Raw genomic sequence first — 14,313 nt, forward strand, 5'->3', positions numbered from 1 at the left:
CCTGCAGCGCTCCCTATTTCGGTAACCCTACACTTTGGGCGTGCTAGTTAAATAGCTCTATTTTTATTAGCAGAACGGCCAGAAGGCCGAGTGCTAGCAGCAGGATCAATGACCAATAGATCGCCTTGAGTGTACGTCTGAGCCCTGGCGGCAGACTGTTCAGGTCGTCTGCATCCAACTTTCCGCTTCTGAGGTGAGAGTGCGGGAAACTGACGACTCTAGCGATATCGCCTATCAATACCAATTTTCCATAGGGGCCTCCATTCATCATTGCCTTTTTAGCGAATAAAGTGGGGCTATTCTTGAAGTATCCGAGTATCTCATTGGCTCGTGTATGAATAAGGTAAAGGGCGATGCCCTCGGTGATAAGTAGGCCGATGATCGCCACGCCGCATAGCCAGCCGAGTGCTATATTGCCTGCTGTCATTTCGTTTCCTGATAGAGAAGCTCACCTACATAACTACCCGCTGCGGCCCCCCCTTTGCCGGCTACATAGGAGCCAGCTCCAACCAGGATAAGCCCACATATAGCTATGCTGGCTCCCCCTGTGGGCAATCCTAGACCAATGCATAAAGATCCGACCGTGCCCCCGGAGAGTATTACGCCAGCTGCGGCTCCAAAGCCAACCTCTCCTAAAAAGCTTCCTGTTTCCGTAACCTTGACGCGCTGGCAGGCTTCTAAATTGCCTGCCGCGCAAACCGACTGTACTTTGTGGTATGAAGCAGCGGCGCCTATTCCGATACCTAGCCATCCACCTGCCTTGATCACTTTTGATGCCGTCGCGATTCCATTAAGGCTCGTTGCGTATCCAGGTATCTGCCCCGCAGATCCCGCTTTGCTCCAATGATGCACAAGGCTGCGGCTGGAAATACCCAGCGCACTTCTCAAGTTCGGGTGATCTGCGATCCCAACGCCTTTACGCGTTAGAGTGCCTAGGTGCAAGTCAAGCTGCTTCATTAACGTTTTGCGCTCGGCAAAGAAAGACGAAGATCGCAGGTGACCATCTCGAGCGAACGCGTTTTGGTGCAGCGCCTCAATGTCCATGAGAATTTTTTCCAACTCTTTGAGATGCCGCGCATACATCGCCGTACCCACACCAACCGACGTCGAGCTGTAACTCAGAAACGTCGCGATCTCATCGCGATGCCGCATCATGAAATCCGCTTCGTCAGCGCTTAGCGATTCCAGTATCTGATTGGCTGATGTCGCCGCAGACATCAACAGCGCTTCCTCTCGTGTGCACCGATGGTTGTTCGGGTCGCTGAGCACGATGAGCGATCCGGCCTTGATCAGATCTGATCCCGGGTTCAGTGAGTGGAATTTACGCTGTGCTGCTGGACTCATCCCCGCTAGCAGCGATGACAGCAACTCTTGCCGGCGGGTGCTTTTCTCGACGATATGAAAGCCTGGCTCTTGTGCGGGCGGGCGTGGATCCGCTGAATCAGCATGCGAGTTTGAGAGACTTGAGGCGCGTTGACGAGAGTTGTCAAAATCGGCCGGCTGCGGAGCACGCGTTTGAACGGCATCCGGCATGCTCCGTCGTGCAGCGGGGGCCTCCTCCTTGTCGTATACCATCCCTGCGCTCGCCGGAATCAGATTCGCCTGGCACGGGCAGGTGCTGACGCTATCCAATGTGCCTGCGCCGCGCCGTCCATTGAGGAGAAAATTGGCGACTCCGCCAGCGATATGATAGACCTCGCCATCTTCGCCGCAGGAGACCCGATCACCCTCCCGCGCCAGTGGCGCGCCGTGTGACAGCCAGCCGGTGTCTCCCTCCAGTACTTGTCCGCCGCAGGTGGTTTTATCGCCTTGGCGGATGAAATAACCTCTGGCCATGATTCCCTCGTGATCGTTGTTTTTGGAGGGGCAAGGCTAGGGGAGGTAGGTGGTGATGGATATGAGACTAATCTGATTTTTCACCTCGCATCCGGACCGCACCGTGCGCATGCTCATGGGCGAGAACCGGGTGCGCATCTTCGCTGAGGCGTGGGGCGAGTAGAGCGTCTTCCAGCAAGGTGTATTGGCTGGACGCTGGTCTTCAAGGATGTTTTGATGCGCTGACAATCAGGCACTTCTATCTAAGGGATTAGCCCATGAGTATGCGTATCGAAATGGCGGTAAACCCCGGGGACGTCGAGCGTTCGGCGATCCTCAAGCCTCTGCGGGCGTTCAATCATTCCCACCTGGGTGATCCAAAAGCGGAGACCATTGCGTTGCTGGTTCGTGATCAAGACAGTGAAGAAATCATTGGCGGCTTATATGGCGATATCTTTCATGGCTGGCTGTTTATCGAGTTGCTTGCCATCCCGGAGCTTGCGCGTGGGCAGGGCGTCGGTACGCGTTTGATGAACATGGCCGAGGAAGTCGCGCGTGACCGGGGCTGCGTCGGCATCTGGCTCGACACCTTCGATTTCCAGGCCCCGGCTTTTTATGAGCGGCACGGTTTTACCCGTTTCGGGCACCTCGATAACTTCCCCGTCGAACACCAGCGTTTCTTCTACCAGAAGCGCTTGGGCTGAGGTGAGGGTCACCTGCGCCCTTGCCGCTCGGTATTCGCTAAACCTCAGGGCGGCGCCAGGTATCATTCAGCGCTGTTTTGCCGGATAGTCCGGTGGTTCTCTACCACTTCATCGATGACCGCTCTGAACACTTTCTGAACCAGTTCATCACTGAGCCCGTGTTGGGCTGCCAATACGGAATACTGCTGCGCTTGCGCCGCCTCGCGCGAAGGGTCCACCGCTGCCAGGCTGTGAGCCGCCTTGATGTGACCGACCTTGCCGGTCGCGATGAATCTCAGCCCCAGGATCCTGATGAGCTCTTCATCCAGGCGGTCGATTTCGGTTCTTAGTTGCTTCAGCTCATCGCCGCTCATATCAGTTACCTCTACGTCTCGAATACTCAGGACTGGATCGTATCAATCAGCCGTTGAGATCAGGCTGCAAGATTCATGCGCGCTGAAAGATACCTGCCCGTGAAGCTTCAACCAAATGAATCAGAGACTGGCGCTGCAAAGTTCTTCCCAGCCGTGAGGCTGTTTGGCGACCATCAGCAAGCGATTCCCGCTGCCACTGGTCGCCGCAACACAGCGCCCCTGTTCATCCCAGAATGCACTGCGCCCCGCAGCCGTCCAGCCATCGGTAGGCCCGCCATGATTGGCCATGAGCACGGCCATGCCGTGGCGCTGCGCATAGGACTGCAACAGCGCGCTGTCATGGGGATAGCCAGCTTCGCCGATCAGTACGCTGGCGGCATACACCTGCGCGCCCTGTGCGGCGGCTGTGGCTGCGTGTTGCGGCTGGCTGAAATCGGCGCATACCGACAGGGCGATTTGCAGGTCGCTGACCTGCAGCAAGTCACCGCCGTTTCCGCCACTGAAATATTGCTCTTCGCCAGGGTGCAGATGCTGTTTGGTATAGATCCCCAACGCCCCATCCGGATGCAGTATGAACGCGGCAATCAGTGGTTTTTCATGGTCGGGCAACCGCAGCGGCAAGCCGACGACCGCGGTCATCGACGCTTGCCTGGCGAGCTGGCGCAAAGGGGCGAGCAGGTCGCACTCGCTATCCTGCGCCAGATCGTGGGCCAAGGTGGGTTCGTATCCTGTGAGGGACAGTTCGGGGAACAGCAATAGCCCCACGTCAAAGGCTTGCGCGCGTCGCATGAACTCAAGATGCAATGCCAGGTTGGCATCGATATCGCCAGCTTTAACGGCGCATTGGGCGGCAGCAAGTACAGGTGCGGGCATGAGCATCTCCTTGAAAGCCTGCAAGGCTACCTCAAAGCTCGCCACAGTGGGCGGCTGCCCGCTTTTCTCAATGGCAGATGCCGCCACTGGCAGATGCTGTCAAAGGCCACCGCCGTCGATGCCATCCTCACACCGAACTCGTCACCCCACCATCGACCCGCAAGTTCTGCCCAGTGATATAACCCGCCCCCGCACCGGCCAGAAACGCAATCACGCTGGCAATCTCTTCAGCTGTGCCATAACGCTCCATGGGCACACTCTTGCGGCGCTCATCCGTGCCCGGCAGGCTGTCGATCCAGCCCGGCAAAACGTTGTTCATGCGCACATTATGCTTGGCATGGCCATCGGCGAAGATCTTGGTGTAGGACGCTAGCCCCGCGCGGAACACCGCCGAGGTCGGGAACATGTCCGTGGGTTCGAACGTCTAGGCCGAGGTGATGTTGACGATGGAGCCGCCGCCTTGTTGCTGCATGATCGGGGCGACCAGACGGGTGGCGCGAACGATGGGCAGAAAGTACACCTCCATGCCCTTGTACCAATCCTCGTCGGGTATCTCCAGGAGCGGGGCGCGTGGGCCATGGCCGTCGCTGTTGACCAGCACATCGATCCGACCCCATTGCGCGATGACCATGTCGATCAGGGCCTGGAGGTCTTCGGCGGATTGGTTGGAGCCGGTCAGGCCGATCCCGCCCAGCAGCTTGCCCAGCGCTTCGCCTTTGCCAGAGGACGACAGAATAGCTACATGGTAACCCTCTGCTGCCAGCTTGCGGGCGGCGGCAGCGCCCATGCCACTGCCGCCGGCGGTGATGATCGCTACTCTCTGGTCTGCCATTTCTATTTGCCTCTGAGGTGGAATACTGCGCTTATCAGGCCTGAAAACCTGTAGATTCACTAACCACAAATAATCAAGCCATACCGTAGAAAAACTACAGGGTGGGCCGAGCAATGATTCATCACGAAGCGCGTCGCGCGGCCTACGCCGTTCACAACCATCTGCTGGCGCTGGAAGCGACCGCGAGGCTTGGCAGCTTCCGCGCGGCCGCCGAAGAACTCCACGTGAGCCAGGGCGCCGTCGCCCAACAGGTGCGCGCTATGGAACGCAAATTGGGCGTGCAGCTCTTCACCCGTTTGCCCCGCGGCCTGACGCCTACCGCGGCGGCGGAGCCGTACATCATCCGGGTGCGTCTGGCCTTGGGTATGGTCGAGGACGCCACCCGTGAACTGTTGATCAACCAGAACGGCAGCGAAGGCTATCAACTGACCCTCAGCACCACCGGAACCTTCGCCAGCCGCTGGCTGATCCCGCGCTTGGCCGAGCTGGGTACCCGGCATCCACACCTCACCGTGCGGATCGATGCCTCCGAGATCATTCGGCCGCTCACCGGCCGTGGCGCGGTGGACATGGCCATCCGCTGGGGCACGCCGCCGTTCCCGGAAGGTGACGCGCGCTTCCTGCTGCCGGGCCGCGCCATCGCCGTCTGCGCGCCGAGCCTGAAGGGGCTGGAGACCTGGCAAGCCCCGCAGGACTTGGCGCGCGCGCCCTTGATCACGGACAGCCATGACAACTGGAAGCGCTGGTTCGAGACCTATGGCTACCCCGGCATGGCGTTCTCCGGGCCGTCGTTTTCCCAGACCAGCCTGGCGCTGGATGCTGCCGAGCAGGGGATGGGTATCGCTTTGGTGCCCGAGCTGTTTGTCGAGTCCGCTCTGCACAGTGGCCGGCTGGTGAGGGTGCTGGGCGAGCGCTACCCACTCGATACGCGCCGCGGTTTTTACATGGTCACCGCCAGGCCCGTCGCCCCGGATTCGCCACTCGCAACGGTGGAGCAATGGCTGATGGCCCAAGCCCAGCACCGACGCTGAATATATCCATATGCCATCTGGCTATTTAGCGCCGCTACTCGCGCCCCTTTATAGTCGCGGCACGTTTGACTCGGCAGCCTCGACCATGACCACACTGCTTTCTCGCTACCTTTCGCTGGACGATTTCGAACCTGGCGCGCGCAGGCACCTGCCCAAGCCGCTGTTCGCCTATGTGCAAGGCGGTGTCGAGGATAACCAGACGCTGCAGGCCAACCGCGCGGTGTTCAATGATTACTTTCTCAAGCCCAACGTGCTGGTCGACGTATCCCAGCGGGACCTGACGACCGAGCTGTTCGGTCATCGCTACGCTGCTCCCGTCGGCATTGCGCCCATGGGCATCGCCGCGCTCACGGGCTATCGCGGCGACCTGTCGCTGGCGCAGGCCGCGGCAGAGGCCAATGTGCCTTTCATCATGAGCGGCTCCTCGCTGATTCGTCTGGAAGAGGTGCTCGAGGCGGCCCCCAACACCTGGTTCCAGGCCTATCTGCCGGGCGACGCCACGCAGATCGCGCCGCTGATCGAGCGCGTGCGCAAGGCCCGGGTGCAGACGCTGGTGATCACCGTCGACACCCCGGTCAAGGCCAACCGCGAAAACAACGTGCGCGCTGGCTTCTCCACGCCGCTGCGGCCCAGCCTGGCGCTGGCCTACCAAGGCGTGACCCACCCGCGCTGGTTGCTGGGGACCTTCTTGCGCACCCTGATCCACCACGGCATGCCGTATTTCGAAAACAACTACGCTACGCGTGGTGCGCCGGTGATGTCGTCGAGCGTGATGCGCGACTTCACCGACCGCGGTCATCTGCACTGGGGCCATGTGCGTCACATCCGCCAGCAGTGGCCTGGCGCGATGATCATCAAGGGTGTGTTGACGGCGGCCGACGCGGCGCGCTGCAAGGCGAGCGGCATCGACGGCGTGATCGTCTCCAACCACGGTGGTCGGCAGCTCGACGGTACGGTGCCGCCGCTGTATGTGCTGCCCGACATCATCGCCGCCAGCGAGGGCATGACGGTGATGCTCGACAGCGGTATTCGCCGCGGCACCGATGTGCTCAAGTCCCTGGCCCTGGGCGCCAAGGCGGCGTTTATCGGGCGGCCTTTCAACTACGCCAGCGCCGTGGGTGGGCAGGCCGGGGTGGCCCATGCCATCCGCTTGATCGTCGATGAAGTGAGCCGTGATCTGGGCTTGCTGGGCATTACCGAGCTGGCGGCACTGGGGCCGCAGGTGCTGGTGCGGCGCTAAGACTCGGCCTGGGACCCAGGACCCTGTGGCGAGGGAGCAATCTCCCGCGCCACAGGGTTGGCATGCCGCTATCGATCAGTGATCAGACCGCAGCGCTGAGCGACTGAATGTCGCGGTGCAGAATCTGGTCGTTTTCCGAGTAATCCACCGGGCAGTCGATCACATGCACACCCGGGGTCTGCAAGCATTGGGTCACCAACGGCGCGAACGCCTCGGCGCTTTCGACCCGATGCCCGAAGGCGCCATAGCTCTGGGCGTACTTGACGAAATCCGGGTTGCCGTAATCCAGACCGAAGTCCTCGAAGCCCATCTGCTGTTGTTTCCAGCGGATCATGCCGTAGCCGTCATCGCGCAACACGATCACCACCAGGTTCATCTTCAGGCGTACCGCCGTTTCGAGCTCCTGACTGTTCATCATGAAACCGCCGTCACCGCACACCGAGACGATCGGCGTGTCCGGGTACACCAGGCGCGCCGCCATGGCGGAAGGCAGGCCGGCGCCCATGGTCGCCAGGGCGTTGTCGAGTAGCACGGTGTTGGGCATGTAGGCCTTGTAGTTGCGCGCGAACCAGAGCTTGTAGACGCCGTTGTCCAGCGCGACGATGCCGTCGGACGGCAGCACCGCGCGCAGGTCCGCCACCAGCCGCTGCGGGTATACCGGGAAGCGCGCATCGTCGGCGCCGAGCGCGACATGGGCCTCGTTGGCTTCGCGGATGGTCAGCATGCGGCTGAAGTCCCAGCTGTCCTGGACCTCGATTTTTTCCTTGATTTCCCAGATGGCGTTGGCGATGTCGCCGACCACTTCGATCTGCGGGAAATACACCGGATCGACTTCTGCCGAGCGGAAGCTGATGTGGACCACCTCGGTGCCGCCACGGACCATGAAGAACGGCGGCTTCTCGATCACGTCATGACCGATGTTGACGATCAGGTCGGCGGACTCCAGCGCGCGGTGGACGAAGTCGCCCGCCGACAGCGCAGCGTTGCCGAGGAAGCGCGGATGACGCTCGTCGACCACGCCCTTGCCCATTTGCGTGGTGACGAAGGGGATGCCGGTCTTCTCGATCAGCTGGCGCAGTACCCGGGCGGTCATCTTGCGGTTGGCGCCGGCACCTATCACCAGCACCGGGCTGCGCGCAGCTTCGAGCTTGGCGACGGCGGCCTCGATGGCTTTCTGTTCGGCGACCGGGCGGCGGCTCAGGCTCGGGGCGATGGGCGTGCTGTCGGTGAATTCGGCGGCGATGTCCTCAGGCAGCTCGAGGTGCACGGAGCCGGGTTTTTCTTCCTCGGCCAGGCGAATCGCTTCACGGATACGCGAGGGGATGTTGTCCGCGGAGGCCAACTGGTGGGTGTACTTGGTCAGCGGCGCCATCATTCCGCACACGTCGAGAATCTGGAAACGCCCTTGCTTGGATTTTTTGATCGGCTTCTGGCCGGTGATCATCATCATCGGCATGCCGCCCAGAAACGCGTACGCGCCGGCGGTCACCAGGTTGGTCGCGCCCGGGCCGAGGGTCGACAGGCACACGCCGGTCTTGCCGGTCAGGCGCCCGTAAGTGGCAGCCATGAAGCCCGCAGGCTGTTCGTGGCGGGTGAGGATCAACTTGATGGACGAGCGCGAGAGCGAGTCCAGCAGGTCGAGGTTTTCTTCACCGGGAATACCGAAAACGTATTCGACGCCTTCGTTTTCCAGACACTTGACGACTAACTCGGCAGCTTTGAGCATGGTGGGGCGAGCCTCTTGAGGAGGGAGCGAGGGGAAGGCCGCGGTAGGGCGGCGGCCTTGGGTGTTAAATGTGGAGGTTAGACATCATATGACATCAAGGTTCAACTGTCTGGCCTTTGCAGGCGAACGTTTCAACCGCGACTGATCAATCCAGGTCCGCCGCATCATGCCGTTCCGGCACCTGCGTCGCTTCATCGCCCCAAGGCCGATTCACCCGCGTACCGCGAATCACTGCCGGGCGCTGAGCAATAGCTTCTGCCCAGCGCTGCACATGGGTATAGCTCTTGGCATCCAGAAACTCCCCAGCCGAATACAGATCACCGCGCACCAGCTTGCCGTACCACGACCACACCGCGATATCGGCGATGGTATAGCTGTCGCCCGCCAGGTACTCGCTTTCGGCCAGACGGCGGTCGAGCACATCGAGCTGGCGCTTGGTTTCCATGGTGAAGCGGTTGATCGGATACTCGAACTTCTCCGGTGCATAGGCATAGAAGTGGCCGAAACCACCACCCACGTAGGGTGCGGAGCCCATCTGCCAGAACAGCCAGTTCAGCGTCTCGGTCCGCCCGGGCGCATCGGTAGGCAGGAAGCGGCCGAACTTCTGCGCGAGATACAGCAGAATCGAACCGGATTCGAACACCCGGATCGGCGGTTCGACGCTGCGGTCGAGCAGGGCGGGGATCTTGGAGTTCGGGTTGATGTCGACGAAGCCGCTGGAGAACTGATCGCCTTCATTGATGCGGATCAGCCAGGCGTCGTACTCGGCCTCGGACACCCCCACCGCCAGGAGCTCTTCGAGGAGGATGGTGACCTTGATGCCATTGGGTGTGGCCAGCGAGTACAACTGCAGCGGGTGCTTGCCCACCGGCAGGACTTTGTCGTGGGTCGGGCCGGCGGTCGGGCGGTTGATGCTGGCGAAATTACCGCCGACCGAGGTGTCGTTGCTCCAGACCTTGGGCGGGACGTAAGGGGCATTGCTCATGTGAGGCAAACTCCTGGTTCGTGGTAAGCGGCCGGGTGGGCCGCTGGAAGTCGATGCCAAGAATACCGCCATACCTTGAGCTGGCGTCAACCTGCGAAAAAGTCATGCAAGCTGAGATCTGGTTATAAGGCCTCCCATCGGCAATCCCTGTAGCGAGGGGGCTTGCCCCCGATTGCCTGTCCTTGTAGACACCTATGCCCCTTACGCCGCGAATCGGGGACAAGCCCCCTCGCTACAGGGCTTTCTGCGGATCATGAAGCTTGTCACGGATGAAAAGCGCCGGTATCAGTCCGGTGATCACATAAGCAACTCCCATCACCAGCATCCCCGCTGCAATCGACACCTGCGCCGCCAGCAAGCCGATGATCGCCGGCGCGAAGGCTGCCCCGATCCGGCCAAAATTGTAGGCGCCACCTACGCCGGAGCCGCGCACCCGAGTCTCGAAGCTCTCGGTCATATAAGTCGCCACCACCCCCACCGGAATGCCATAGATAAACCCGAAGAACACCAGCAGATAAAGAATATTCCCCGGCGAATTCAGGTACACGATCGCCGGAATCAACAGCGCCGTGCCGATACACCCGAACACAAACGAATTGCGCCGCCCGACCGCATCGGAGAGCACTCCCGAGCACACCTTGCCGACGATCATCGCCGCATAGGTGCCGACCATATAACCGGTCATGGCCTTGAAGTTCATGTGCAGCTCTTGCTCCAGATACGAGGGCATCCAGTTGTTGACCCCGTAATAGCCGAACTGCAAAAAGCCTGCGGTCAGCGTCCACAGGATCAGCATGCGTCGCGCGGCCTTGTCGGCGAACAGGATCTTCAACGAGCCGGGTTTTTTCACCACCACACCGCCGCCTTCGCGCTTGATCCGCTGGCGTTCGGCCTGGGCGGCGAGCCAGGCCGGTGGCTCGGGCACCAGCGGCTTGACGAACAGCGCCAGCACCACCGGCACGATGGCGATGAAGAACAGCCAGCGCCAGCCGTGCTCGGGGATGATCGCGCCAGCCAGCAGGGTGGCGACCAGATAGCCCACGGTCCAGCCGGCCTGCAGGGTGGCGAGCACGGTGGTGCGGTATTTGGTCGAGACGTACTCGGACATCAGCGTGTTGCAGGCCACGAACAGCGAGCCCAGCCCCAGCGAGGCGAAGAAGCGCACCAGGGCGAACTGCAGATAACTGTGGGTGAAGCCTAGCGCCGCGGTGCCGATGGAAAACACCAGGGTGGTCCAGAACACCACCTTGACCCGGCCGAAGCGGTCGCAGGCCCAGCCGCCGTAGATGCCGCCTATGGCCATGCCGGCGAGGGTGATGCTGCCCAGGCTGCCGGCTTCGAAGCTGCTCAGGCCGAACTCCTGACGCAGGCTGCCGAGGCTGTAGGACAGCAGCATCAGGTCGGCGCCGTCGGCCAGCAGGCCGAGGAAACAGAACACGAAGACGATGGCCTTGGTGTGGGTGGCGATCACTTTGGTTGGCGTTGAAGCAGCGAGCATTTCCATTATTTTTATTCTCTCGTTGAGGGGCTGCGACGCGTGGTTCTTTACTCCACCAGCAGGCCTTGCAGGCGCTGGTCGATCAATTGCCGGGCCTGGTCGACGATGCGCTGCACCAGCGCCTGGCAGGTCGGGATGTCGTCGATCAGGCCTTGCACCAGCCCGGCCGACCACACGCCGAAATCAGCGTCACCGGTGGAGTAGACCTGGCGACCGCGCTGGCCCGACACCAGGTGCGCGAGCTCTTCGAACTTCGCACCGCGCGCCTCCATGGCCCGGACTTCCTGGCTGATGGCGTTGCGCGCGACCCGCGCGGTGTTGCGCAGGCTGCGCAGAATCAGATCGGTGCTGCGCTCATCGTTGGCCACCAGGGTGGCCTTGACCTGCGCGTGCACCGGCGCTTCCTGGGTACACAAGAAGCGCGTGCCCATGCTGATCGCGTCCGCGCCCAGCGCCAGCGCCGCGACCAGCCCGCGGGCATCGGCAAAACCACCAGAGGCGATCAGCGGCACGCTCAGGCGTTGCGCCGCAGCGGGGATCAGCACCAGTCCGGGTACATCGTCCTCGCCCGGGTGGCCGGCGCACTCGAAGCCGTCGATGGACACCGCATCCACGCCCAGGGCCTGGGCCTTGAGGGCGTGGCGTACCGAGGTGCATTTGTGGATGACCTTGATGCCATGGGCGCGCAGCACGTCGATGTGTGCCTGCGGGTTGCTGCCGGCGGTTTCGACGATGCCCACGCCGCCTTCGATGATGGCCGCGCAGTATTCGCCGTAAGGCACCGGCTTGAGGGTCGGCAGCAGGGTCAGGTTGACCGCGAACGGCTGGTCGGTGAGCTCGCGGCAGCGCTGAATCTCCCGCGCCAGGTCCTCGGGGGTCGGTTGCGTCAGCGCCGACAGCGTGCCCAGCGCCCCGGCGTTGGCCACCGCCGCCACCAACTCGGCCCTGGCCGCCCATTGCATGCCGCCTTGCATGATCGGGTGCTCGATGCCGAAGGTCGCGGTGAAGCGCGTCTTGAAGGTGCTCATACCGGATCCCACGAGAACACGTCAGCGCTGGCATCCAGCGGCAAAAAGCTGCCGCGCAGGGCGGGCATGCCATGCTCGGCGATCTGCTGCGGGGTCCAGCCATCGCTGCGTTGCACGCTGCGCAGCGGCCGGCTCTGGCTCATCAGGAACAGCTCGTTGTTGCGCGCGGCGAACACCTGGCCGCTGACATCCTTGGCCGCATCGCTGGCCAGGTACACCGCCAGCGGCGCGTTCTTGTCCGGGGTCATCTGCTGCAGGCGCTCGACCCGGGCTTTCTGCTCCGGGGTGTCGGACGGGATCGAGCTGGTCATGCGGCCCCAGGCGAAGGGCGCGATGCAGTTGGAGCGCACACCGAAGCGGCGCATGTCCATGGCGATGGTCTTCGACAGCCCGACGATGCCGAGCTTGGCTGCCGAATAGTTGGCCTGGCCGACGTTGCCGATCAGCCCCGAGGTGCTGGTCATGTGCACGAAGGCGCCGCTTTGCTGCTCACGGAAATGTTCAGCGGCGGCGCGGCTGACGAAGAAGCTGCCGTTGAGGTGCACGTTGACGACCGCCAGCCATTCTTCCGGGCTCATCTTGTGAAAGATGGCGTCGCGCAGGATGCCGGCGTTGTTGACCACTATGTCGACGCGCCCGAACGAGTCCAGCGCGCAATCGACGATGCGCTTGGCGTTGGCCCATTCCGAGACGCTGTCGGTGTTGATCACCGCTTCGCCGCCGGCTTCGCGGATCAGTGCCTGGGTCTGCATGGCGGGGCTGTTGGAGCCGCCTTCACCTTGCAGGGAGACGCCGATGTCGTTGATGACCACCTTGGCGCCCGCGGCGGCCATGGCCAGGGCGATGGCCTGGCCGATACCGCTGCCGCTGCCGGTGACAATCGCGACTTTGCCTTCGATCGAGGGGGATGTGCTCATGATTGGGTGTCCTTGTTGTTGTTCAAAATGCCCCAGGTCCTGTAGCGAGGGGCTCGCCCCCGAAAGATGTATCAGTGCACAGGCGTGTGGCGGATGTACCTTTCGGGGGCAAGCCCCCTCGCTACAGGTGTCGCGTCAATCGGTTCATCGGGTACCGGCTCGGTCAGGCCGGCAGATCCAGCACCTGCTTGGCCAGAATGTTGCGCTGGATCTCGTTGCTGCCGCCGTAGATGGTCGCGCACAGCGACTGAATGAACAGGCCGGCGGGATACAGCGCGGCATCTTCGGGGATCGGGTCGAGCAGGCCGGCGGCTTCGCCGGCAGTCTCCAGTGCCAGTTCGTTGATGCGCTGAAACAGCTCGGACTGGAAGATCTTCAGCATCGACACTTCGGCGCCCAGTGGCTGGCCGCGGCGCAGCGCGTCGGCGAAGGATTCATACAGCGCCCGATGGCAGTCCAGATCCAGCTGCAGATCAGCGAAGCGCTGGCGGAACACCGGTTGCTGCCAGGCACCGTTGAGCTTGGCCAGGCGCGCCAGGCGGTCCAGCGAATGGGTCGACTGCTTGGGCGAACCGAGAAAGATGCGCTCGAAGCCCAGCAGCGCCTTGGCCATGCTCCAGCCCTGATTGAGCTCGCCGACCAGGTTGGCCTTGGGCACCTTGACGTCGGTGAAGAACACCTCGGCGAATTCGCCGTGCAGGTCGAGGTTGAGGATCGGCCGCACTTCGATGCCGGGAGTGTCCAGCGGCACCAGCAAAAAGCTGATACCGGCCTGGGGCTTGGCGTTGCGGTCGGTGCGCACGAGCATGAAGATCCAGTTCGACTCGGTGGCCATGGTGGTCCAGATCTTCTGGCCACTGACGCGCCAATGGTCGCCCTCATCGACGGCTTCGGTGCGCAGGCTGGCCAGGTCGGAGCCGGCGTTGGGCTCGCTGTAGCCCTGACACCAGAGGTGCTCGCCGCTGAGGATGCGCGGCAGGTGATAGGCCTTTTGCGCCTCGCTGCCGTAGCGCACCAGCATCGGCCCTAGCATGGTCAAGCCACTGTCGGGCAGGCGTGCGCAGCCGTGGCTTTCCATCTCCTCCATCATGATCAACTGCTTGGCCGCGCTCAGGCCCATGCCGCCGTATTCCTGCGGCCAGCCGGGGGCCAGCCAGCCTTTTTGCGACAGCAGCCGATACCACTCGCGGCTGTCTTCAGTGCCCAGCCGTTTGCGCGGGTTGCGCTTGGCGGCGGGGTAGTTGGCTTGCACCCAACTGCGCACCTCAAGGCGAAAACTGCTGTCGTCCATCGCGTTGTAATCGGTCATGG

General features: G+C 62.2%; 13 protein-coding genes and 1 pseudogene. 3 read left to right on the plus strand and 11 right to left on the minus strand.

From position 1 onward, the window contains the following. Positions 1–43 precede the first annotated feature (43 nt). Both AC3WJP_RS16775 and AC3WJP_RS16780 read right to left on the minus strand, forming a co-directional pair. The gene (locus AC3WJP_RS16775; RefSeq protein WP_493721932.1) at positions 44–427 is read right to left on the minus strand and encodes a hypothetical protein; all 384 of its coding nucleotides are present in this window, start codon (positions 425–427) and stop codon (positions 44–46) included. Beyond that, positions 424–1,836, minus strand: coding sequence for a PAAR domain-containing protein (locus tag AC3WJP_RS16780; protein WP_493721931.1), 1,413 nt, complete (start codon positions 1,834–1,836; stop codon positions 424–426). Before AC3WJP_RS16780 ends, AC3WJP_RS16775 begins: the two co-directional genes overlap by 4 nt. A gap of 257 nt (positions 1,837–2,093) precedes the next feature. On the opposite strand from AC3WJP_RS16780, the gene AC3WJP_RS16785 reads away from it, so the two are divergent. Next, positions 2,094–2,519, plus strand: coding sequence for a GNAT family N-acetyltransferase (locus tag AC3WJP_RS16785; RefSeq protein ID WP_493721930.1), 426 nt, complete (start codon positions 2,094–2,096; stop codon positions 2,517–2,519). 62 nt (positions 2,520–2,581) lie between these two features. Here the strand turns inward: AC3WJP_RS16785 and AC3WJP_RS16790 are convergent, their stop codons facing one another. From AC3WJP_RS16790 to AC3WJP_RS16800, 3 genes and pseudogenes are all read right to left on the minus strand, one after another. Beyond that, the gene (locus AC3WJP_RS16790) at positions 2,582–2,872 is read right to left on the minus strand and encodes a chorismate mutase (protein WP_493721929.1); all 291 of its coding nucleotides are present in this window, start codon (positions 2,870–2,872) and stop codon (positions 2,582–2,584) included. 120 nt (positions 2,873–2,992) lie between these two features. Next, a complete protein-coding gene (locus AC3WJP_RS16795; RefSeq protein WP_493721928.1) occupies positions 2,993–3,745 on the minus strand; it encodes a carbon-nitrogen hydrolase family protein in 753 nt (250 codons plus the stop codon). A 127-nt stretch (positions 3,746–3,872) separates the two neighbouring features. After that, a pseudogene (locus AC3WJP_RS16800) lies at positions 3,873–4,577 on the minus strand (SDR family oxidoreductase). A gap of 113 nt (positions 4,578–4,690) precedes the next feature. Here AC3WJP_RS16800 and AC3WJP_RS16805 point away from each other — a divergent pair. Further along, entirely contained in the window at positions 4,691–5,608 is a 918-nt protein-coding gene (locus AC3WJP_RS16805; protein ID WP_493721927.1) for a LysR substrate-binding domain-containing protein, read from the plus strand. Positions 5,609–5,693: 85 nt separating this feature from the next. Next, positions 5,694–6,848, plus strand: a complete 1,155-nt coding sequence (locus AC3WJP_RS16810) for an alpha-hydroxy acid oxidase (protein ID WP_493721926.1) — start codon at positions 5,694–5,696, stop codon at positions 6,846–6,848. Positions 6,849–6,930: 82 nt separating this feature from the next. Here the strand turns inward: AC3WJP_RS16810 and AC3WJP_RS16815 are convergent, their stop codons facing one another. From AC3WJP_RS16815 to AC3WJP_RS16840, 6 genes are all read right to left on the minus strand, one after another. Beyond that, entirely contained in the window at positions 6,931–8,574 is a 1,644-nt protein-coding gene (locus AC3WJP_RS16815; RefSeq protein ID WP_493721925.1) for an acetolactate synthase large subunit, read from the minus strand. 145 nt (positions 8,575–8,719) lie between these two features. Next, on the minus strand, positions 8,720–9,559 hold the full coding sequence (yghU, locus tag AC3WJP_RS16820) for a glutathione-dependent disulfide-bond oxidoreductase (RefSeq protein ID WP_493721924.1): 840 nt from the start codon (positions 9,557–9,559) through the stop codon (positions 8,720–8,722). Between the two features lie 232 nt (positions 9,560–9,791). Beyond that, the gene (locus AC3WJP_RS16825; RefSeq protein ID WP_493721923.1) at positions 9,792–11,063 is read right to left on the minus strand and encodes an MFS transporter; all 1,272 of its coding nucleotides are present in this window, start codon (positions 11,061–11,063) and stop codon (positions 9,792–9,794) included. 41 nt (positions 11,064–11,104) lie between these two features. After that, positions 11,105–12,085: an NAD(P)H-dependent flavin oxidoreductase gene (locus AC3WJP_RS16830; RefSeq protein ID WP_493721922.1), complete on the minus strand. Its 981-nt coding sequence runs from the start codon at positions 12,083–12,085 to the stop codon at positions 11,105–11,107. Continuing rightward, positions 12,082–13,002 carry an SDR family NAD(P)-dependent oxidoreductase gene (locus AC3WJP_RS16835; protein ID WP_493721921.1) on the minus strand — a complete coding sequence of 307 codons (921 nt, stop codon included), beginning with the start codon at positions 13,000–13,002 and terminating at the stop codon, positions 12,082–12,084. Before AC3WJP_RS16835 ends, AC3WJP_RS16830 begins: the two co-directional genes overlap by 4 nt. A 163-nt stretch (positions 13,003–13,165) precedes the next feature. Further along, positions 13,166–14,311 (minus strand): acyl-CoA dehydrogenase family protein, encoded by a 1,146-nt coding sequence (locus AC3WJP_RS16840; protein WP_493721920.1) that lies wholly within the window; start codon positions 14,309–14,311, stop codon positions 13,166–13,168. Between the last annotated feature and the right edge of the window lie 2 nt (positions 14,312–14,313).

This window comes from Pseudomonas sp. GW821-FHT01A09 (assembly GCF_058986725.1).

Bases quoted from the DNA above. Each gene is read 5' to 3' on its own strand.
- AC3WJP_RS16840 (WP_493721920.1), bottom strand. From the start codon at position 14,311: ATGACCGATTACAACGCGATGGACGACAGCAGTTTTCGCCTTGAGGTG.
- AC3WJP_RS16805 (WP_493721927.1), top strand. From the start codon at position 4,691: ATGATTCATCACGAAGCGCGTCGCGCGGCCTACGCCGTTCACAACCAT.
- AC3WJP_RS16825 (WP_493721923.1), bottom strand. From the start codon at position 11,063: ATGGAAATGCTCGCTGCTTCAACGCCAACCAAAGTGATCGCCACCCAC.
- AC3WJP_RS16775 (WP_493721932.1), bottom strand. From the start codon at position 427: ATGACAGCAGGCAATATAGCACTCGGCTGGCTATGCGGCGTGGCGATC.
- AC3WJP_RS16810 (WP_493721926.1), top strand. From the start codon at position 5,694: ATGACCACACTGCTTTCTCGCTACCTTTCGCTGGACGATTTCGAACCT.
- AC3WJP_RS16780 (WP_493721931.1), bottom strand. From the start codon at position 1,836: ATGGCCAGAGGTTATTTCATCCGCCAAGGCGATAAAACCACCTGCGGC.
- AC3WJP_RS16795 (WP_493721928.1), bottom strand. From the start codon at position 3,745: ATGCCCGCACCTGTACTTGCTGCCGCCCAATGCGCCGTTAAAGCTGGC.
- AC3WJP_RS16815 (WP_493721925.1), bottom strand. From the start codon at position 8,574: ATGCTCAAAGCTGCCGAGTTAGTCGTCAAGTGTCTGGAAAACGAAGGC.
- yghU (WP_493721924.1), bottom strand. From the start codon at position 9,559: ATGAGCAATGCCCCTTACGTCCCGCCCAAGGTCTGGAGCAACGACACC.
- AC3WJP_RS16785 (WP_493721930.1), top strand. From the start codon at position 2,094: ATGAGTATGCGTATCGAAATGGCGGTAAACCCCGGGGACGTCGAGCGT.
- AC3WJP_RS16830 (WP_493721922.1), bottom strand. From the start codon at position 12,085: ATGAGCACCTTCAAGACGCGCTTCACCGCGACCTTCGGCATCGAGCAC.
- AC3WJP_RS16835 (WP_493721921.1), bottom strand. From the start codon at position 13,002: ATGAGCACATCCCCCTCGATCGAAGGCAAAGTCGCGATTGTCACCGGC.
- AC3WJP_RS16790 (WP_493721929.1), bottom strand. From the start codon at position 2,872: ATGAGCGGCGATGAGCTGAAGCAACTAAGAACCGAAATCGACCGCCTG.